Origin of the sequence: Abiotrophia defectiva ATCC 49176, assembly GCF_000160075.2 — a bacterium.
GTDB classification, from domain to species: domain Bacteria; phylum Bacillota; class Bacilli; order Lactobacillales; family Aerococcaceae; genus Abiotrophia; species Abiotrophia defectiva.
In genome coordinates, this window is sequence record NZ_KI535340.1 from 844,193 (window position 1) to 859,725 (window position 15,533).

Below are 15,533 nucleotides of genomic sequence, written 5' to 3' on the forward strand. Positions count from 1 at the left end.
GGGCTGGCATGATGCCAGCCCTCTCCTTTTCCCCACAAAGAAAAGTCCCAATATATCATATATGATATATTGGGACTTTTTATTTCTAACGATAGAAGCCTTGCTCTGGGTCATAAGGGTGCCAGAGATCAGAACGAATCTGGTTGAAGGCCTCATAAACCCGTTGGGACAGGCGGCCTACTTGGTCGAAGCGCGCATCATAGTCATTCCAGGAGTTGGTGTAGACAGCAATGGAATAGCTGCCGTACTGGGTCACGAAGGTGGCCACGTCATTTTGCTCTGGGGCACCAAGACCTGACTTGTTCCAGGAATCTGTCTCATAGAGATAGGTCCGCAGGAAGGAATGGCTGTTGAGTCGCAACTTGTCAATGAGCATGGAATCCCATGGCTCGCCGTTAAGCTCATGGTTGGCGAGTTTGGCGAAAAGCCGGGCCGCATTATCGGGCGTGGTCTGGAAGCGGCCATTGTCGGTCTGGTAGTACTTACCTTCCAGATAGGTATCCAACATACCCAACTCATGGGCGTGCTGGGTCACAATGCCCCCGCCACCCACGGCTTCAATCAGCATATTAGCCGCCGTGTTATCACTATAGATGGCCACATAATCGACCAGCTCGTCCAAGCTATAAACCGTCCCCGCCGGTGACTCATTAATATGACCGGCACCCGGCACAATGTTCGAACCTTCCATGGCCATGGTCTGGCTTGGTTGGAGCTTGCCTTCCTTGTACTGGCGGTAAAGCTCGGTCAAGACATAGATTTTCTGGGTGCTAGCTGGGAAGAAGATTTGATTATCCACATCCACTTGGGCCATGGTCTCATTATCAACGAAGGAAGCCCCCGCCATAATGCCCATGCTATCGATTTCCTCGCGCATGATTTGTTGAACCGTATCAATGAGCTTACGTTCGCTATAGTTGGTTAAGACATAGTCTTGATAGGTCAAATCCTGACGAATCCAACCTAGATCTTGGTAACCGATGGCCACATGGAGCCAGGTCTGGTTATCGACTACGGCTTCCTCAGTCACTTCCATCGGAATATCCGCATACTTGTTGGTATTGGCTAGAAAGTAGGAATTAGGCTGGCCGGGGAAGTTGGACAGTAAGAGCCCATCCCGGCCGCGGTTGAGAATGGAATAACGAATGGACTGGCGGTCCACGTAATACATCGACTCACTCTTAGCCTTGAGGTAGACAAAGCGGGCTTGGTAACTTGGCACGAAGGACTGGATAAAGGTCGCCTCGTCAGCCCGTAGGCGAGCCGTTTCCTTATCGATGGTTGCCTGCTGATCCAAGCGGCCATCCTTATAGTAGGTCCACTCACTACCAGGTTGACCAAACCAACCCGTATAAGGCCGGCCATGGCGATAGAGATATTCCTCCTGCTGCTGGCCCCAATACCAGGCAAAGCCATTGGCATCCGTATCAGTTACCTGACGAACCCGCCGGGCAAAGGAAGTCTCGGTACGCTTATCTAATTCTTGCTTAGTAAAGTACTGGGCGCTAGGCGCTTGGTTTTCCGGTTGAATGTCGACCTGACGCAGGTCCTCAACCAATACCTCCCGCTGGGGATCCAGGTCCACCGTATAGGTATCCACCCAGTTGGCCGCCCGCGCCAAGTGCGAGCGCTCGGTCGATTGCTTCATTTGCGGCATGAGCCAGAGGAAAAAGGCTGCTGCTGCTAGCACCAGACCTGCCACCAAGCCCAGAGCTAATAAGTAGTAACGTTTATAGGAGCCAGGCGTCTGCTCTGTCCGCGTCTTCTTAGGCGCTTTCTGGCCCTTATGATTGGACCGGTACTGAGCTCGTGTTGGTTGACTCAAGCTGGCTGCCCCCCTTCTTGATTAGCCGGCGCAATCACAAAGCGGAAGCGCGGCAGGAAGTGTTGGAAGAGGGCCTCAGTGTAGGCTAAAGTCGGCATCATGACTTGGAAGTCTGGATAGGAGAAGCGTTCCCGCAGAGCAATCTCATCCGCCCCCTGGTTGACCGCACTGGACACGAGATAGGCGTCATAGTCTAACTCGGTCAGGCCGCCCCCTTGGTCAGCATACCACTGGCCAGCTACTAGGCGGAAGATATAGTCTTCCTCTAGGCTTTCCCGAATAGCATCTTGATCAAGCTGGGGATCTTCTTGGTTCATTTCCTTGAGTTGGCTGTAGACCACGGTGGCCATATCTTCAGCATCTAGAACATATTGAGCCGTTTCCGCAATATAAGAGGCTAGGAAAGGCAGGATATGTTGATAGAAGCGGGTCTGGATCTGGCTTTGGCGGAAGAGGTCCATGGCATAGTGCTTAAGATCGGTCAGGTTACTGACCCCTTGTAAGCCCAGTGCTGCCACCTGCTGGTCCGTCAGGTTAGCCTCTGGTTGATCTAGCTCAGGATAGGCCTGCTTGGCGACTTGATGGATAAAGACGCGGGCCACCTCTTCCCAAGAAGGTAAATGGATATCAAAGTAATAGTCTGGCACCTGCAAGGCAGTGATTGGCAGGTAATGACTGACTTGGTTCATGGCTAAGTCTCCTCTGTTCTGAATTCACTTTACCATTGTGGCAAATTTTCCCGGATTTAGCAAGGATTTTTGACTAATAAGGCCGGTCAATCGCCTCATTAAGTGGAGGGAGTAGGACTTGTTTGGCTCCTAGGCCTGCTAGCCCCACAATTTGTGTCGAATGGAGCACGTAATTTTGCTGACTCAGACCCTATTTATCTATGTAATAGATAAATAGGGTAAGCAAAAAACCTAGCCACTCTCAGGCTAGGTTTTACTGGTTAGCTTATTAATGAAGCACCTTATTCAGGAAGCTTTGGGTCCGTTCATGGCTTGGATGGCTGAAGAGTTCTTCAGGTGCACCTTCTTCGACGATAAAGCCACCGTCCATGAAGATAACGCGGTCGGCCACTTCACGGGCGAAGCCCATTTCGTGCGTGACCACAATCATGGTCATACCGTCTTCGGCTAAACGCTTCATAACGTCTAGAACATCGCCGACCATCTCAGGGTCCAGGGCAGAAGTTGGCTCATCGAAGAGCAGGACATCTGGTTGCATGGCCAAGGCCCGGGCGATGGCCACCCGTTGCTTTTGCCCACCAGACAGAGAGTTAGGCGCTACATGAGCCTTGTCGGCCAAGCCAACTGACTCTAAGAGATAGAGGGCTAGGGACTCGGCTTCCACCTTGGATAAGCCCTTTAGCTCCATAGGCGCTAGGGTGATGTTGTCCAAGACACTTAAGTGTGGGAAGAGGTTGAAGTGTTGGAAGACCATGCCGATATTCTGACGGATCTTGTTGATGTCTTCCTTAGGATCGGTAATGTCCACCCCATCTACGAAGACCTTGCCCCCGTTGATTTCTTCCATGCGGTTGAGGCAGCGTAACATGGTAGACTTACCGGAACCGGAAGGGCCGATGACACAGACTACTTCCCCTTGGTTGACGGTTAAATCAATGGACTTAAGCACGACGTTTTCGCCGTATTGTTTCTTGAGTCCGCGAACTAGGACTTTTGGCATTTCTTGGTTGAGTTCTGTCATCTTACTTCCCTCCTTCTAAACGTTTGGATAGGCGTGTTAAGGCCGTAATGACAATCAGGTACATGAGCCCGACAATCAACCACATAGAGCCAGATTGGTAGGTACGGGCGATAATGACGCTCCCGGTTTGAGTCAATTCGACCAAGCCGATAACTGACAGAATCGAGGTATCCTTAAGGGTAATGACGAATTGGTTGATGAAGGATGGAATCATGAGCTTAATGGCTTGAGGCAGGATAATCTTCTGCATGGTCTTACCATAGGAGAGTCCCAGACTGCGGCTGGCTTCCATCTGACCCTTGTCAATGGCTTGAATCCCCCCGCGGACAATTTCCGCCACATAGGCCGCCGCGTTGAGACTCAGGGTGGTAATCCCGGCCACTGCCGAGCTGAAACGCACGCCGGTCATTTGCGGAATCCCGAAGTAGATGAAGAAGGATAGGACAATCAAAGGCACCCCACGCATGAGGTCGACATAGACTGCGGCAATCCCACTCAACCAAGGGTTGGCTTGAACCCGCAAGAGGCCTAGGATAATCCCTAAGATTAGGGCTAGGGCCACTGAGATTAGCGCAATCCACAAGGTGGTGCCTAAACCTGACAAGAGGGCCGGCCCATTCTCAGCCAGTTGACCGAAGAAGGAATTTTGAGCGCTAGCTTCCGCATCCTCCCCAATATACTTATCTAAAATACTTTGGTACTTACCAGAAGATTTGAGGCTAGCCAAGCCACGGTTGAAGGCTGCCAAGAGCTCAGCATTCTTGCCTTTTTTAACCGCGAAACCGGTTTGGCTGGTTTCTAATTTTTCGCCAATGAGCTTAAGGCGGAGGTTACCATTCTTAATAGCATAGGCAATAACAGGCGCGTCTTCAATGGTCGCGTCACTGTTACCCGTTAAGACATCTTCATACATATTAGCCGAATCCTTGAAGGTCACCACGGTGAAGTTGTAATCATCCTTCAGCTTGTTAGCTAAGTCAGCTCCGGCAGTCCCGGTTTTAACCGCGATTTTCTTGCCGCGCAAGCCTTCTAAATCCGTGATCTTGCTGTCAGCGGCTACCGCGAATTGGAGACCGGACTCATAGTAGTTATCAGAGAAGTCGAAGCTGGCCTTGCGGGCATCGGTAATGGTCATACCGGCAATGGCGCCATCTACTTGATCACTCTCTAGGGCCTGAACAGCCGCAGCAAAGCCCAGGGGCTTGATTTCATAGGTGAAGCCTTCTGCTTCCGCAATGGCTGCTAGTAAGTCCATATCAATCCCCACATAATTACCTGAGGAGTCTTGGAATTCGAAGGGCGCAAAGGTTGTATCCGTCGCAATCACATAATGTTCAGCGGCCTTGACACTTGGTACTTGTAGGCCTAAGAAGACCACCAAGACCAGCATGAGCCTTTTAATCATATCTTTCATAAACTGGTTCACTCCTTTTATATACTCCAACAGTATAGAGGACGGTCCCAGACATTGCAAGGAAGAGGTAACAAGTTATGTTAGATTATCTAACATAAGGAGCCGCTTAAAGGTCTTTCTGGAACCAGGCCACATCCTGCCAAGCATCAAACTTATAACCCACCTTCTCGAATAAGGCTACTTGGTGATAGCCTTGCTTGAGGTGGAACTCCACGCTACCCTCACCAGGATAGGCCACACAGGCGGTCACCCGCCGAATGCCCTGCTGGCGCAGGGCTTCTTCTAGGGCCGCATAGAGCTTGGCCCCGATGCCCTGACCCCGGACTGAGCGTTTGAGATAGACGGAGACTTCGGCCACATACTGGTAGGCTGCTCTGGGGTGGAAGGCGGAGCCATAGGCATAGCCCACTACTTCCCCCTCCAATTCCGCCACCAAGTAGGGATAGTGGGCCAGGGTCTGCTTAATCCGCTGACGAAAACCTGACACAGAGGGTACTTCATACTCGAAGGAAATCACCGTCCGCTCCACATAAGGTCGGTAAATGGCCCTCAGGCTTGGGGCATCTTGTGGGTTGGCGGACCGAATAACGATTGACATGGCGGACATCCTCTCTGCGCTCTCTGGCTAAAGTTCCTTCTATTGTGCCATCCAGGCCTCTTAAATGCAAGCCAGGTGGCCTCAGCTTACACAATAGTAACCTGGCTGTAACCAAAAAAGGCTGAGATTTCAATCTCAGCCTTAAAAGCTAGCTTAACGGGCTTGCATCCAGCGTTGGAATTGCTCATCGCTGGCATAGACATAGTGGCCCTCTGCTACTTGATGTTGACTTAGGGGTGCATCGGTTGCCTCATGTTGATAAGGCTGACGTACACGTGTACTCTCACTAATTGGGTCCGGTTGAGGAACCGCTGATAGGAGGGAGCGGGTATAAGGGTGGACAGGGGAATGATAGAGATCGTGGGCTGGGCCTACTTCAACGATTTTACCAGCGTACATCACCGCAATGCGGTCACTAATGTACTTGACCATGGACAGGTCGTGGGCGATGAAGAGATAGGTCAGGCCACGTTCCTTCTGCAGGCGTTTGAGTAAGTTAACCACCTGGGCTTGAATGGACACGTCCAAGGCCGAAATGGGCTCATCGGCAATGATGAAGCGCGGCTTGAGCGCCAAGGCCCGGGCAATCCCTAGCCGTTGGCGTTGGCCCCCTGAAAACTCATGGGCATAACGATTGGCATGCTCGCGATTGAGACCGACCGCTTCCAGTAATTCGGCAATGCGGTCTGCCCGCTCCTGCTTATTGCGATAGAGGCCATGAATATCGAAGCCTTCGGCAATAATTTCTCCAGCGGTCATCCGCGGATTGAGGGAAGCATAAGGGTCTTGGAAGATCATTTGCACATCGCGGGCGAAGGCCTGGCGTTGCGACTGAGACTTGAGGTCTGAAACTGGCTTGCCGTCGAAGATGATTTGGCCGTCTGTGATGTCATAGAGACCGATAATGGAACGCCCCGTCGTGGACTTACCACAACCTGATTCCCCAACCAAGCCTAGGGTCTCCCCTTCGTAGACATCGAAGCTAATGCCGTCAACGGCCTTAATTGGTGCTGACTTCTTGCCAAAGTGTTGGACTAGGTTTTGGACTTCTAATAACTTCTTAGGCATGTGGCACCTCTTCTCTACGCGCTTGATAAGATTCAATCCGGTGGCGAATGACCTCAGGTAGTTCTACCTTAGGCGCCTCAGGATGGAGTAGCCAAGTTTTGGCATAGTGGCCAGGACTCACTTCATAGAAAGGCGGCTCTGCCTTGTAATCAATGGCCAGGGCGTAAGGGTTACGTGGCGCAAAGGCATCCCCTAGTGGCGGATTGATTAAGTTAGGTGGCGCACCTGGAATGGTATAGAGCTCTTCGCTATCTTCACTATCCAAGTCTGGCATAGAGCCCAATAGGCCCCAAGTATAAGGATGTTTAGGATTATAGAAAATGTCATGAGAAGAGCCATACTCGACGATTTGGCCGGCATACATAACCGCCACGCGGTCGGCCACATTGGCTACCACACCCAAGTCGTGGGTGATAAAGATAATGGCATTGCCGTTCTTCTCTTGAATTTTCTTCATGAGTTCCAGGATTTGCGCCTGGATGGTCACGTCTAAGGCGGTAGTTGGTTCATCCGCAATCAGGATTTTAGGCTCAGCGGCCAAAGCAATGGCGATGACCACCCGCTGCCGCATCCCACCAGAAAACTCGTGAGGATACTGCTTAAAGCGACGTTCTGGATCTGGAATTCCTACTTCTGCTAGGAGCTCAATGGCCCGTTGCTTAGCGGCTTCCTTGCTGACCCCTTTCTTGTGGGTCAGAATCACTTCCATGATTTGCTTACCTACTCGCATGGTAGGGTTAAGGGCCGTCATAGGGTCTTGGAAGATCATAGCGATTTCGTTACCACGGATGCTTTCCATTTCCCGTTCAGATAATTTGAGCAGGTCCTTACCCTCAAAGAGGATTTGGCCATCTTCATAACGACCCGCTGGCTGCGGAATAAGGCGCATCAAGGCATTAGAGGTTACACTCTTACCTGAGCCGGACTCCCCTACGATAGCCAGAGTCTCGCCCTTGGCCAAGGTGAAATCCACCCCCCGTACTGCCTGTACCAGGCCGGCATAAGTCTTGAAATTAATGCGGAGATTCTTTACTTCTAACAATGGTTCAGTCATGAGATCTCCCTACTTTCTTAATTTTGGATCCAGGGCATCCCGCAAGCCATCGCCAATGGTATTGAAGGCGAAGATGGTAATGGAGATGAGCAAGGCCGGGAAGATAAGCCGCCATGGCGCCGTTGCCAAGGCTTCGTTCCCTTCGGAGGCCATGGTCCCCCAGCTGGCCATGGGTTGGGTAACCCCCAAACCAAGATAGCTTAGGAAGGACTCGGTGAAGATTGCCCCCGGAATCGATAAGGTCATGGTGACGATGATGCCACCCAAGGCATTTGGAATCAAGTGGCGACGGATTAGGTGCCAAGTGCTAGCCCCCAAAGTCCGAGAAGCTAAGACATACTCCTGGTTCTTAATGGACAGGACTTCCCCCCGCACAATCCGGGCCATACGTACCCAGCCCGTCAAGGATAGGGCCACAATCATTGGCAGCAAGCCCTTGTCTAGGACCACCATAACTAGGACTACGACCAAGAGATAAGGCAAGGCAGTTAAGACGTCGGCAATCCGCATCATGACATCGTCCACACGTCCGCCTAAGACGCCGGCTGTTGCGCCCCAGAGGACGCCGATTACTAGGTCAATGACCGCCGCGATTAAGCCGATGAAGAGGGAGATACGGGCACCTACCCAGACACGGACGAAGACATCCCGTCCCAGGTTGTCGGTCCCGAAGAGATAGGTAGCATTTGGGGCCGTATTGTAAGAGCCGGTTTGATCACTAAAGCTAATTGGCCAGAACATAGGCACGAAAATAGCTAAGAGGGCGATGACCGCTAGCAAGGCCACGCTGAAGAGGGCCAGCTTGTTGCGGGCAAAGGTATGGAAGACTTGACCCCAGAAGGAAGTGGTTTTCTGGCTTAAGACGTCAGTCTGGTCTTCTTTGATCCCGACCAACTCAAAATCTTGGGCTGTATATTCTACTTGGCTCACGCTGACTCGCCTCCTTCTAACTTAATGCGTGGATCAATCCACATATAGACAATATCCACCACTAAGACTGCAAATAAGAGCAGGATGGAATAAAAGACGGTAGTCCCCATAATGACTGTGTAGTCACGGTTGGTAATGGACTTAACGAACTGGCCACCCAAACCTGGAATGGCGAAGATGTTTTCGACAATGAAGGAACCTGTGACAACCCCAGCTAAGAGTGGCCCTAAGTAGGACACAACTGGCAAGAGGGCATTCCGCAAGGTATGCTTGAAGACAATCTTCCACTTGCTAAGGCCTTTGGCCTTAGCTAGCTTGACATACTCGGAAGTATTCTGTTCCAACATACTAGAACGGGTTAATTTGGCAATATTCCCCATGAATCCTAAGCCCAAAGCCAAGGATGGTAGAATGGTGTAGTTGAATCCTTTCCAACCAGACACTGGGAACCAACCTAATTGTACGGCGAATAGGTATTGGATTAAACCTGCCAAGATAAAGGAAGGTACAGAAATCCCTAGCACCGCCACTACGGTCGCGGCATAGTCGCGCACCTTGTTATGGTAGGTAGCAGAAATGACCCCTAAGGTCGTCCCCAAACCAACGGCGATGACCAAGGCTTGCATCCCTAGGGCTAAGGATACTGGGAAACTCGAAAAGATGATATCGTTGGTTGAACGGCCCCGGTACTTCATGGAATAACCGAAGTCGAACTTGAGAATGCCCACTAGGTAATCTCTGAACTGGATATACCAAGGGTTGCTCAGGCCATACTGCTTGTTGAGCTGGGCTTGAATGTTAGCCGGCAAGGCCTTCTCGCTGGCAAATGGGTTCCCTGGTGCAATTCGCATCAGGAAGAAGGTCAAAGTGATAATACAGAATAAGGCAATGACCATATAGATTAGGCGCTTGAAGATATATTTGCGCATGTCTACTCCTCCTCTAATAATTTAAGGGCGGGGGATCAGTATAAACCCGACCTCTTATTTGCTACTTCTATTCTCTCATTAAAATCACGGCTTAAGATTTGTTTTACTAAGCGTGAGGATGACTCTCTGTCAGCTTTTTCGCCCCTCTTGCTGACCAAAAATCAATCGAAAGATTAAAAACACATGAATTAATTTTAATCTTAAATTCACCATTTGTCAATATTTTTTCCGAAAATGAGCGTTTTCATGACATAAAAATATCCCCTTGCTAAGCAAGGGGATGCTAGGAATCAGCCCTAATTCTTGGAGGTTTATTCTACCTCTAAGTATTTCAAATCAATCTTACCAAGTGGCGAAGTTGCTAAGCCCTTGATGTTGTCTTTCTTAACACTTACATGAGTATAGTCATAGATTGGAATAACTGGCATTTCGTCCATTAAGACTTTTTCAGCCTTCTTCAGAATTTCTAAACGTTTGTTAGCGTCTGTTTCTTTGGCTGCTTCTTCTAGGTACTTAGCGTAGTCTGCATTTTCCCAACCAGTGTAGTTGTTACCTGCATCAGCGCTACGGTATTGATCTAAGAAGGTTAAGGCATCGTTGAAGTCACCAGACCAACCTAAACGCGCCACTTGGAAGTCACCGGTCTTGAGACGATCTAAGTAAACTTGGAACTCAGAGTTGTCCAATTCTACCTTGATCCCTAAGTTCTTAGACCAACCTTCCTGGATGTATTGAGCGATAGCTGCGTGAGCTTCATTGGTGTTCATAGAAATCTTAACGGTCAATTCACTTGGGTCCTTGAGACCTAATTCTTGTAACCCTTTAGCCAAGTATTCTTTGGCGCCTTCATAGTCGGCATCCTTGAAGTAGTTAGCGTCTGCTTCGAAGCCAGTAACTGAGGCTGGCACAATCCCCTTAGCAGGTTTTTGTTCAGCCTTGGTAATGTTAGTTACCAAACCTTGACGGTCAATTGCTAAAGCCAAAGCCTTACGGATATTGACATTAGACATTACAGAGTCCTTGGTGTTGATTTTGTAGACGTAGATAGCAGATTGAGGCTCTACATTGAGAATCCCTTGTTTCTTGAAGCCTTCAAAAGAATCTAAAGACAAGGTCCCGAATGGTGCGCTGACAAAGTCAATTTCACCAGATTGGAACATCTTAGTAACCGTTGCATCAGACTCCACGATTTGCGCGTTGACACGGTCAACCTTGACATTGTCCTTATCCCAGTATTGGTCATTCTTCTCTAAGGCGATATCTGAGTTGTGGTTCCATTCAGCTAACTTGAAAGCCCCGTTAGTGACATACTTGTCGCTTAAGTCGTCAGCCCAGTCAGCATTAGCTTCTACCACTTTCTTGTTAACAGGTGCAAATGCATAGAAAGCAGTTAAGCTTAAGAAGTAAGCAGTTGGGTTAACCAACTTCACTTCTAAGGTCGTGTCGTCAACCGCTTTGACCCCAACTTGGTCTGCACTCCCTTTGCCTTCGTTGTAGGCTTGCGCCCCTTCGATAACGAAGAAGAGCCCTGCGTAGTCAGCCCCTGTTTCAGGATTGATGACACGTTTCCAGGCATATTCGAAGTCCCCTGCAGTAACAGGGTCCCCGTTAGACCATTTAGCGTCTGAACGTAGTTTGAAGGTATAGGTCTTGCCATCTTCGCTGACTTGCCAAGATTCGGCCACACCTGGCACTTGGCTCTTGAAGTCTTGCGATTCACGGGTCAAACCTTCGAAGACGTTATGGATGATGTTCCCGCTTGGCGCATCAGACGCTTTGGCTGGGTCGATGCTTGCCATTTCTGAGGAAACAACAGTGTTGACTTCTTTACCTTGAGCGTGTGCAGGCAAAGGTGTTGGTAAGCTTGCAGCCAAGGCTAAAAAGGCAGCGCCGGCTAACAAGGTTTTCTTGAGTACTTGTTTCATAAGTATCCTCCTAGGTTAAATTAAAATCACATGAGTTAATTTTAAGGGAACTCTGAACAAATGTCAATGCTTTTTTAATAGCAAAGATCAAGCCCTCTTGCTAGGCAAGAGGGCTTGATTAGTTATTTGTTAAATGGCGATGGCTCATAGAAAACCTGATGGAGATAAAGTCCCTGTGGCGGTGCCGTTGGCCCTGCTTCCTTGCGGTTCTGAACCTGGATTAAACGCTCAAGTTCATTGACAGGACGCAGCCCATCCCCAATTTGTAGGCTGGTCCCGACCAGAATCCGAATCATATTATAGAGGAACCCTGTCCCCCGGAACTGGAAGACCAGTTCCTGCTGGTCCCTATCTTCCCACACTCGGGCCAGATGAACGGTCCGTACCTTGTCTTCCTTATCGGTCTTGGTCGAACAGAAGCTAGTGAAGTCGTGGGTTCCCACCACTGCCTCCAAGGCTTGATTGATTCGATCTAAGTCATAGCGATAAGGATGGTGGAGACTGTAGAGACGTTTGAAGGGATTGGCATAGGCGCCTATATCCACCCGATAGCGATACTCCTTACCGATGGCATGGTAGCGGGCATGAAAATCATCAGCTACTCGGGCCACTGCTACTACCTTAATCGCCGGATCCAAGAGGGCATTGAGCGCTCTTTGCATGGCTTGTTGAGGCATAGGGGCAGGATAATCAAAATGTACTACCTGGCCCAAGGCATGGACACCTGAATCAGTCCGGCCTGACGCCACCGTAGGAATGGTCACACCTTCTGGGCACTTGGCCATTTTGATTAGAGCCGCGTCTAGATTGGCCTGAATAGAAGGGCCATTGGGCTGAACTTGGTAGCCGACAAAGCGACTACCGTCATAAGCGAGTTGAATGGCATAACGTGGCATAGCCTCACCCCACTGGCCAGAAACGGCTAGCTAATAAGGCTAAGGTCAGGACTAGCAAGGCCCAACGCACTTGTCTATCAGCTGGGCTGTAGGCCAACTGGCGATACTTGGTACGGCCTTCTGCTCCGCGATAGCCCCGCGCCTCCATGGCGGTTGCCATTTCTTCGGCCCGGTTGAAGGCAGAGATGAAAAGGGGCACTAAAATTGGTACGACAGCCTTCATTCTCTGCATGAGACTGCCTTGATCGAACTCTACCCCACGCGAGCGTTGGGCGTTCATAATTTTCTGGGCTTCATCCATGAGGGTTGGCACATAGCGCAAGGCGATAGCCAGCATGAGGGCCAACTCGTGGGCAGGGAAGCCAAAGCGAGCCAGTGGCCGCAAGAGATGTTCAATCCCGTCCGTTAGCTCCAGGGGCGCCGTCGTTAAGGTTAGAATAGTGGACATCATAATAATGAGGACCAGACGCATGAAGATAAAGGCCCCACTCTCCAGCCCTCCAGTCGAGAGGACAAAGGGTCCCCACTGCCAGAAGACATGGCCCCCATTAGTGAAGAGAATCTGGAAGACCACAGTGAAGAGAATCAGCCAAATCATGGGCTTGACCCCATTAATAAAGAACTTAAAGGAAAGACCGGTCAACTTAATAGCCAAGAGGGTAAAGAGCGCCAAAATGGCATACCCCAACCAGGAATCGGCTAAGAAGACCGCAAAAATAAAGTAGAAAGAAGCTAGCAACTTGGTCCGTGGATCCAGTCGATGGACCCAGGAATCCATATTAATATAGCGTCCCAGTAACATTTTATCCAACATGACCGGTCCCCTCCTTAGCTGGAAGATGGGCCATAAGCAAGTCGGCTAAGGCTTCAACGGTCAGGGGGGCCTGGTCAATTTCCAGGGCTTGGTCCCCTAAGCGCTCCTGTAATTTCTCCAGAAACTGCATGGAGCGGGGCACATCCAAGCGCCGTTGCCGTAGCCAATCCGTCTGGCTGAAGACCTGTTCAGGCGTACCTGTCTTAACCACCGTGCCCCCTTCCATGACAATGACATGGTCGGCATAGCGGGCCACGTCATCCATTTGGTGGCTGATTAAGACCAGGGTCAACTTGTCCTCTTTTTGCAGGCGCATGAACATATCCAACATTTGGGCTTGGCCTAGTGGGTCTAGGCCGGCAGTTGGCTCGTCTAAGACCAGCACTTGCGGTTCTAAGGCCAGAACACCGGCAATGGCCACCCGTCGCATTTGGCCCCCACTGAGATCGAAAGGCGAGCGCTCATAGAGGTCGGGACTGATGCCGACTAGAGCTAGTTTCTCCTTAGCTATGGCGAGAGCTTCCTCTTCCGAGACACCGAAATTCAAAGGTCCGAACATGACATCCTTGAGGACTGTCTCTTCGAAGAGCTGGGCTTCCGGGAATTGGAAGACGACACCGACCTGCTTACGCAAGGGCTTGAGGGAAGGTAACTTAGCCGTAGATGTAACCAAGACATCCCCTAGACGTACAGACCCCTTGGTTGGCTTAATCAAAACATTAAGGTGTTGAATCAAAGTCGACTTACCTGAACCCGTATGACCGATGACGGCAGTCACTTGATGGGCTGGAATGGTTAAATTCACGTCGAAGAGGGCCGCTACCTCAAAAGGCGTATTGGCATTGTAATGGTAACTTACTTGGTCAAATACAATGGTGTGATCCATGTCAATAAGGCCTCCTCATCGAGATAGTTATCCGGCACATCCAGTCCGCGGGCAGCTAGAGCGTCCTTAAGTTTCTGTGAAAAAGGTACATCCAAGCCCTGTTCCACTAATTGCTCACCCATTAGGAAGATTTCTTCTGGTTTCTTGTCTTGAACTAGGCGGCCGCCCTGCATCATGAGGATACGGTCAGCCAAGCTAGCTTCGTCCAAATCATGGGTAATGGAAATAACCGTCAGATTAAAGCGTTCCTTAATCTTACGGATGGCAGCAATCACTTCTTGGCGACCGTTAGGGTCCAACATAGAAGTCGCTTCATCCAAGATAATAATGTCAGGTCGTAAAGCCAAGATGCTAGCCAAGGCTACTCGTTGCTTCTGGCCACCCGATAGGCGAGCAGGCTCCTTGGCCTTAAATTCTGACATCCGAACCTCAGCCAGCGCCTCTTCGATCCGGGTGATCATCTCCTGGCGTGGCACTCCATTATTCTCCAAACCGAAGGCCACATCATCTTCTACCGTCGACCCAACAAACTGGTTATCAGGGTTCTGGAAGACCATGCCCACTGAGCGACGCGCTTCCCAAACGGTCTCTTCGTCAATAGTTAAATCCTTAATGGTTACCTGGCCTGCCGCAGGCACGAGGAGGCCATTCATAATTTTGGCTAGGGTAGACTTACCTGAGCCGTTTGGCCCAATAATGGCCACCCATTCGCCTTCCTTGATTTCTAGGGAGACATCGGTCAGGGAATTGACCTCGCTACCATAGTAACGAAAATCGATATGCGATAGTTTTACAACGCTTGCTGCCATGTCTGTTTCATCCTCTCTGCCCCTGGGGCCTCCTTGCTACTTTCATAGCTAAAGCCAGTTTCCTGCCTGGACTTAGCTATGAAAGCAACTCACCCCCTTACTCTACCACCTGGGGGCGTCACTTTCAAGAATTTGAGTATAAGTCCAAAAAAAAATCACTTTTACGATGATAGCTAGCGATTGGGGAAGCAGGGCTCCCCCAATCGTGCTATAGAGCTAGACCCTGTAGTTGGTTAGCAAGGCTACAGAATCGTCACACTCCTCATCATAAAGCGAATTCTCACTCTATTATACTAATTCGATGATTGCCATTGGGGCGCCATCACCACGACGTGGGCCGGTCTTCAAGACACGGGTGTAGCCACCTTGGCGGTCAGCGTAGCGCTCAGCGTACTCACCGAACAAACGAGTCAAGACACGTTCAACAACGACTTGATCCCCTTCAACGGTTGCGCTAGCAATCTCGTTACGCAAGAATGCTGCAGCACGACGGCGTGATGCTAAGTCACCTTTTTTACCTAAGGTAATCATTTGATCAACGAATTTACGTACTTCTTTGGCACGAGTTTCTGTGGTTTCGATACGGCCGTATACGATCACATCAGTAGTTAAGTCACGCAATAATGCGTTACGTTGTGCGCTCTTACGTCCTAATTTGCGGTATGCCATTATTCA

The 15,533-nt window shown here is 50.1% G+C and carries 15 protein-coding genes; all 15 read right to left on the reverse strand.

Translation table 11 applies throughout. The features are described 5' to 3' along the window. Positions 1–85: 85 nt before the first annotated feature. The 15 genes from GCWU000182_RS03810 to rplQ all read right to left on the reverse strand — a co-directional run bounded on the left by GCWU000182_RS03810 (position 86) and on the right by rplQ (position 15,527). The gene (locus GCWU000182_RS03810) at positions 86–1,825 is read right to left on the reverse strand and encodes a serine hydrolase (protein ID WP_023391444.1); all 1,740 of its coding nucleotides are present in this window, start codon (positions 1,823–1,825) and stop codon (positions 86–88) included. Beyond that, positions 1,822–2,514: a hypothetical protein gene (locus GCWU000182_RS03815; protein ID WP_023391445.1), complete on the reverse strand. Its 693-nt coding sequence runs from the start codon at positions 2,512–2,514 to the stop codon at positions 1,822–1,824. Before GCWU000182_RS03815 ends, GCWU000182_RS03810 begins: the two co-directional genes overlap by 4 nt. Before the next feature lie 268 nt (positions 2,515–2,782). Beyond that, the gene (locus GCWU000182_RS03820; RefSeq protein WP_035364527.1) at positions 2,783–3,514 is read right to left on the reverse strand and encodes an amino acid ABC transporter ATP-binding protein; all 732 of its coding nucleotides are present in this window, start codon (positions 3,512–3,514) and stop codon (positions 2,783–2,785) included. A gap of 22 nt (positions 3,515–3,536) precedes the next feature. Then, positions 3,537–4,949, reverse strand: a complete 1,413-nt coding sequence (locus GCWU000182_RS03825) for an amino acid ABC transporter substrate-binding protein/permease (RefSeq protein WP_023391447.1) — start codon at positions 4,947–4,949, stop codon at positions 3,537–3,539. Between the two features lie 106 nt (positions 4,950–5,055). Then, positions 5,056–5,547, reverse strand: coding sequence for a GNAT family N-acetyltransferase (locus tag GCWU000182_RS03830; protein WP_035364035.1), 492 nt, complete (start codon positions 5,545–5,547; stop codon positions 5,056–5,058). A gap of 153 nt (positions 5,548–5,700) precedes the next feature. Continuing rightward, positions 5,701–6,615, reverse strand: a complete 915-nt coding sequence (locus GCWU000182_RS03835; protein WP_023391450.1) for an ABC transporter ATP-binding protein — start codon at positions 6,613–6,615, stop codon at positions 5,701–5,703. Beyond that, positions 6,608–7,669 carry an ABC transporter ATP-binding protein gene (locus tag GCWU000182_RS03840; RefSeq protein ID WP_023391451.1) on the reverse strand — a complete coding sequence of 354 codons (1,062 nt, stop codon included), beginning with the start codon at positions 7,667–7,669 and terminating at the stop codon, positions 6,608–6,610. Before GCWU000182_RS03840 ends, GCWU000182_RS03835 begins: the two co-directional genes overlap by 8 nt. A gap of 9 nt (positions 7,670–7,678) precedes the next feature. Further along, positions 7,679–8,599: an ABC transporter permease gene (locus GCWU000182_RS03845; protein WP_023391452.1), complete on the reverse strand. Its 921-nt coding sequence runs from the start codon at positions 8,597–8,599 to the stop codon at positions 7,679–7,681. Continuing rightward, complete coding sequence (locus tag GCWU000182_RS03850; RefSeq protein ID WP_023391453.1) at positions 8,596–9,528, reverse strand: ABC transporter permease; 933 nt, start codon at positions 9,526–9,528, stop codon at positions 8,596–8,598. Before GCWU000182_RS03850 ends, GCWU000182_RS03845 begins: the two co-directional genes overlap by 4 nt. 311 nt (positions 9,529–9,839) lie before the next feature. Continuing rightward, positions 9,840–11,453, reverse strand: coding sequence for a peptide ABC transporter substrate-binding protein (locus GCWU000182_RS03855; protein WP_023391454.1), 1,614 nt, complete (start codon positions 11,451–11,453; stop codon positions 9,840–9,842). A gap of 122 nt (positions 11,454–11,575) precedes the next feature. After that, a complete protein-coding gene (truA, locus tag GCWU000182_RS03860; RefSeq protein WP_023391455.1) occupies positions 11,576–12,349 on the reverse strand; it encodes a tRNA pseudouridine(38-40) synthase TruA in 774 nt (257 codons plus the stop codon). Between the two features lie 4 nt (positions 12,350–12,353). Then, positions 12,354–13,163 (reverse strand): energy-coupling factor transporter transmembrane component T family protein, encoded by an 810-nt coding sequence (locus GCWU000182_RS03865; protein WP_023391456.1) that lies wholly within the window; start codon positions 13,161–13,163, stop codon positions 12,354–12,356. Next, positions 13,153–14,049 (reverse strand): energy-coupling factor ABC transporter ATP-binding protein, encoded by an 897-nt coding sequence (locus GCWU000182_RS03870; RefSeq protein ID WP_023391457.1) that lies wholly within the window; start codon positions 14,047–14,049, stop codon positions 13,153–13,155. Before GCWU000182_RS03870 ends, GCWU000182_RS03865 begins: the two co-directional genes overlap by 11 nt. Further along, on the reverse strand, positions 14,019–14,858 hold the full coding sequence (locus tag GCWU000182_RS03875) for an energy-coupling factor ABC transporter ATP-binding protein (protein WP_023391458.1): 840 nt from the start codon (positions 14,856–14,858) through the stop codon (positions 14,019–14,021). Before GCWU000182_RS03875 ends, GCWU000182_RS03870 begins: the two co-directional genes overlap by 31 nt. Before the next feature lie 288 nt (positions 14,859–15,146). Next, the gene (rplQ, locus tag GCWU000182_RS03880) at positions 15,147–15,527 is read right to left on the reverse strand and encodes a 50S ribosomal protein L17 (RefSeq protein WP_023391459.1); all 381 of its coding nucleotides are present in this window, start codon (positions 15,525–15,527) and stop codon (positions 15,147–15,149) included. Between the last annotated feature and the right edge of the window lie 6 nt (positions 15,528–15,533).

Coding starts and splice junctions, on each gene's coding strand:
- GCWU000182_RS03815 (WP_023391445.1), bottom strand. CDS start 2,514: ATGAACCAAGTCAGTCATTACCTGCCAATCACTGCCTTGCAGGTGCCA.
- GCWU000182_RS03820 (WP_035364527.1), bottom strand. CDS start 3,514: ATGCCAAAAGTCCTAGTTCGCGGACTCAAGAAACAATACGGCGAAAAC.
- GCWU000182_RS03825 (WP_023391447.1), bottom strand. CDS start 4,949: ATGAAAGATATGATTAAAAGGCTCATGCTGGTCTTGGTGGTCTTCTTA.
- GCWU000182_RS03830 (WP_035364035.1), bottom strand. CDS start 5,547: ATGTCAATCGTTATTCGGTCCGCCAACCCACAAGATGCCCCAAGCCTG.
- GCWU000182_RS03835 (WP_023391450.1), bottom strand. CDS start 6,615: ATGCCTAAGAAGTTATTAGAAGTCCAAAACCTAGTCCAACACTTTGGC.
- GCWU000182_RS03840 (WP_023391451.1), bottom strand. CDS start 7,669: ATGACTGAACCATTGTTAGAAGTAAAGAATCTCCGCATTAATTTCAAG.
- GCWU000182_RS03850 (WP_023391453.1), bottom strand. CDS start 9,528: ATGCGCAAATATATCTTCAAGCGCCTAATCTATATGGTCATTGCCTTA.
- GCWU000182_RS03855 (WP_023391454.1), bottom strand. CDS start 11,453: ATGAAACAAGTACTCAAGAAAACCTTGTTAGCCGGCGCTGCCTTTTTA.
- truA (WP_023391455.1), bottom strand. CDS start 12,349: ATGCCACGTTATGCCATTCAACTCGCTTATGACGGTAGTCGCTTTGTC.
- GCWU000182_RS03865 (WP_023391456.1), bottom strand. CDS start 13,163: ATGTTGGATAAAATGTTACTGGGACGCTATATTAATATGGATTCCTGG.
- GCWU000182_RS03870 (WP_023391457.1), bottom strand. CDS start 14,049: ATGGATCACACCATTGTATTTGACCAAGTAAGTTACCATTACAATGCC.
- GCWU000182_RS03875 (WP_023391458.1), bottom strand. CDS start 14,858: ATGGCAGCAAGCGTTGTAAAACTATCGCATATCGATTTTCGTTACTAT.
- rplQ (WP_023391459.1), bottom strand. CDS start 15,527: ATGGCATACCGCAAATTAGGACGTAAGAGCGCACAACGTAACGCATTA.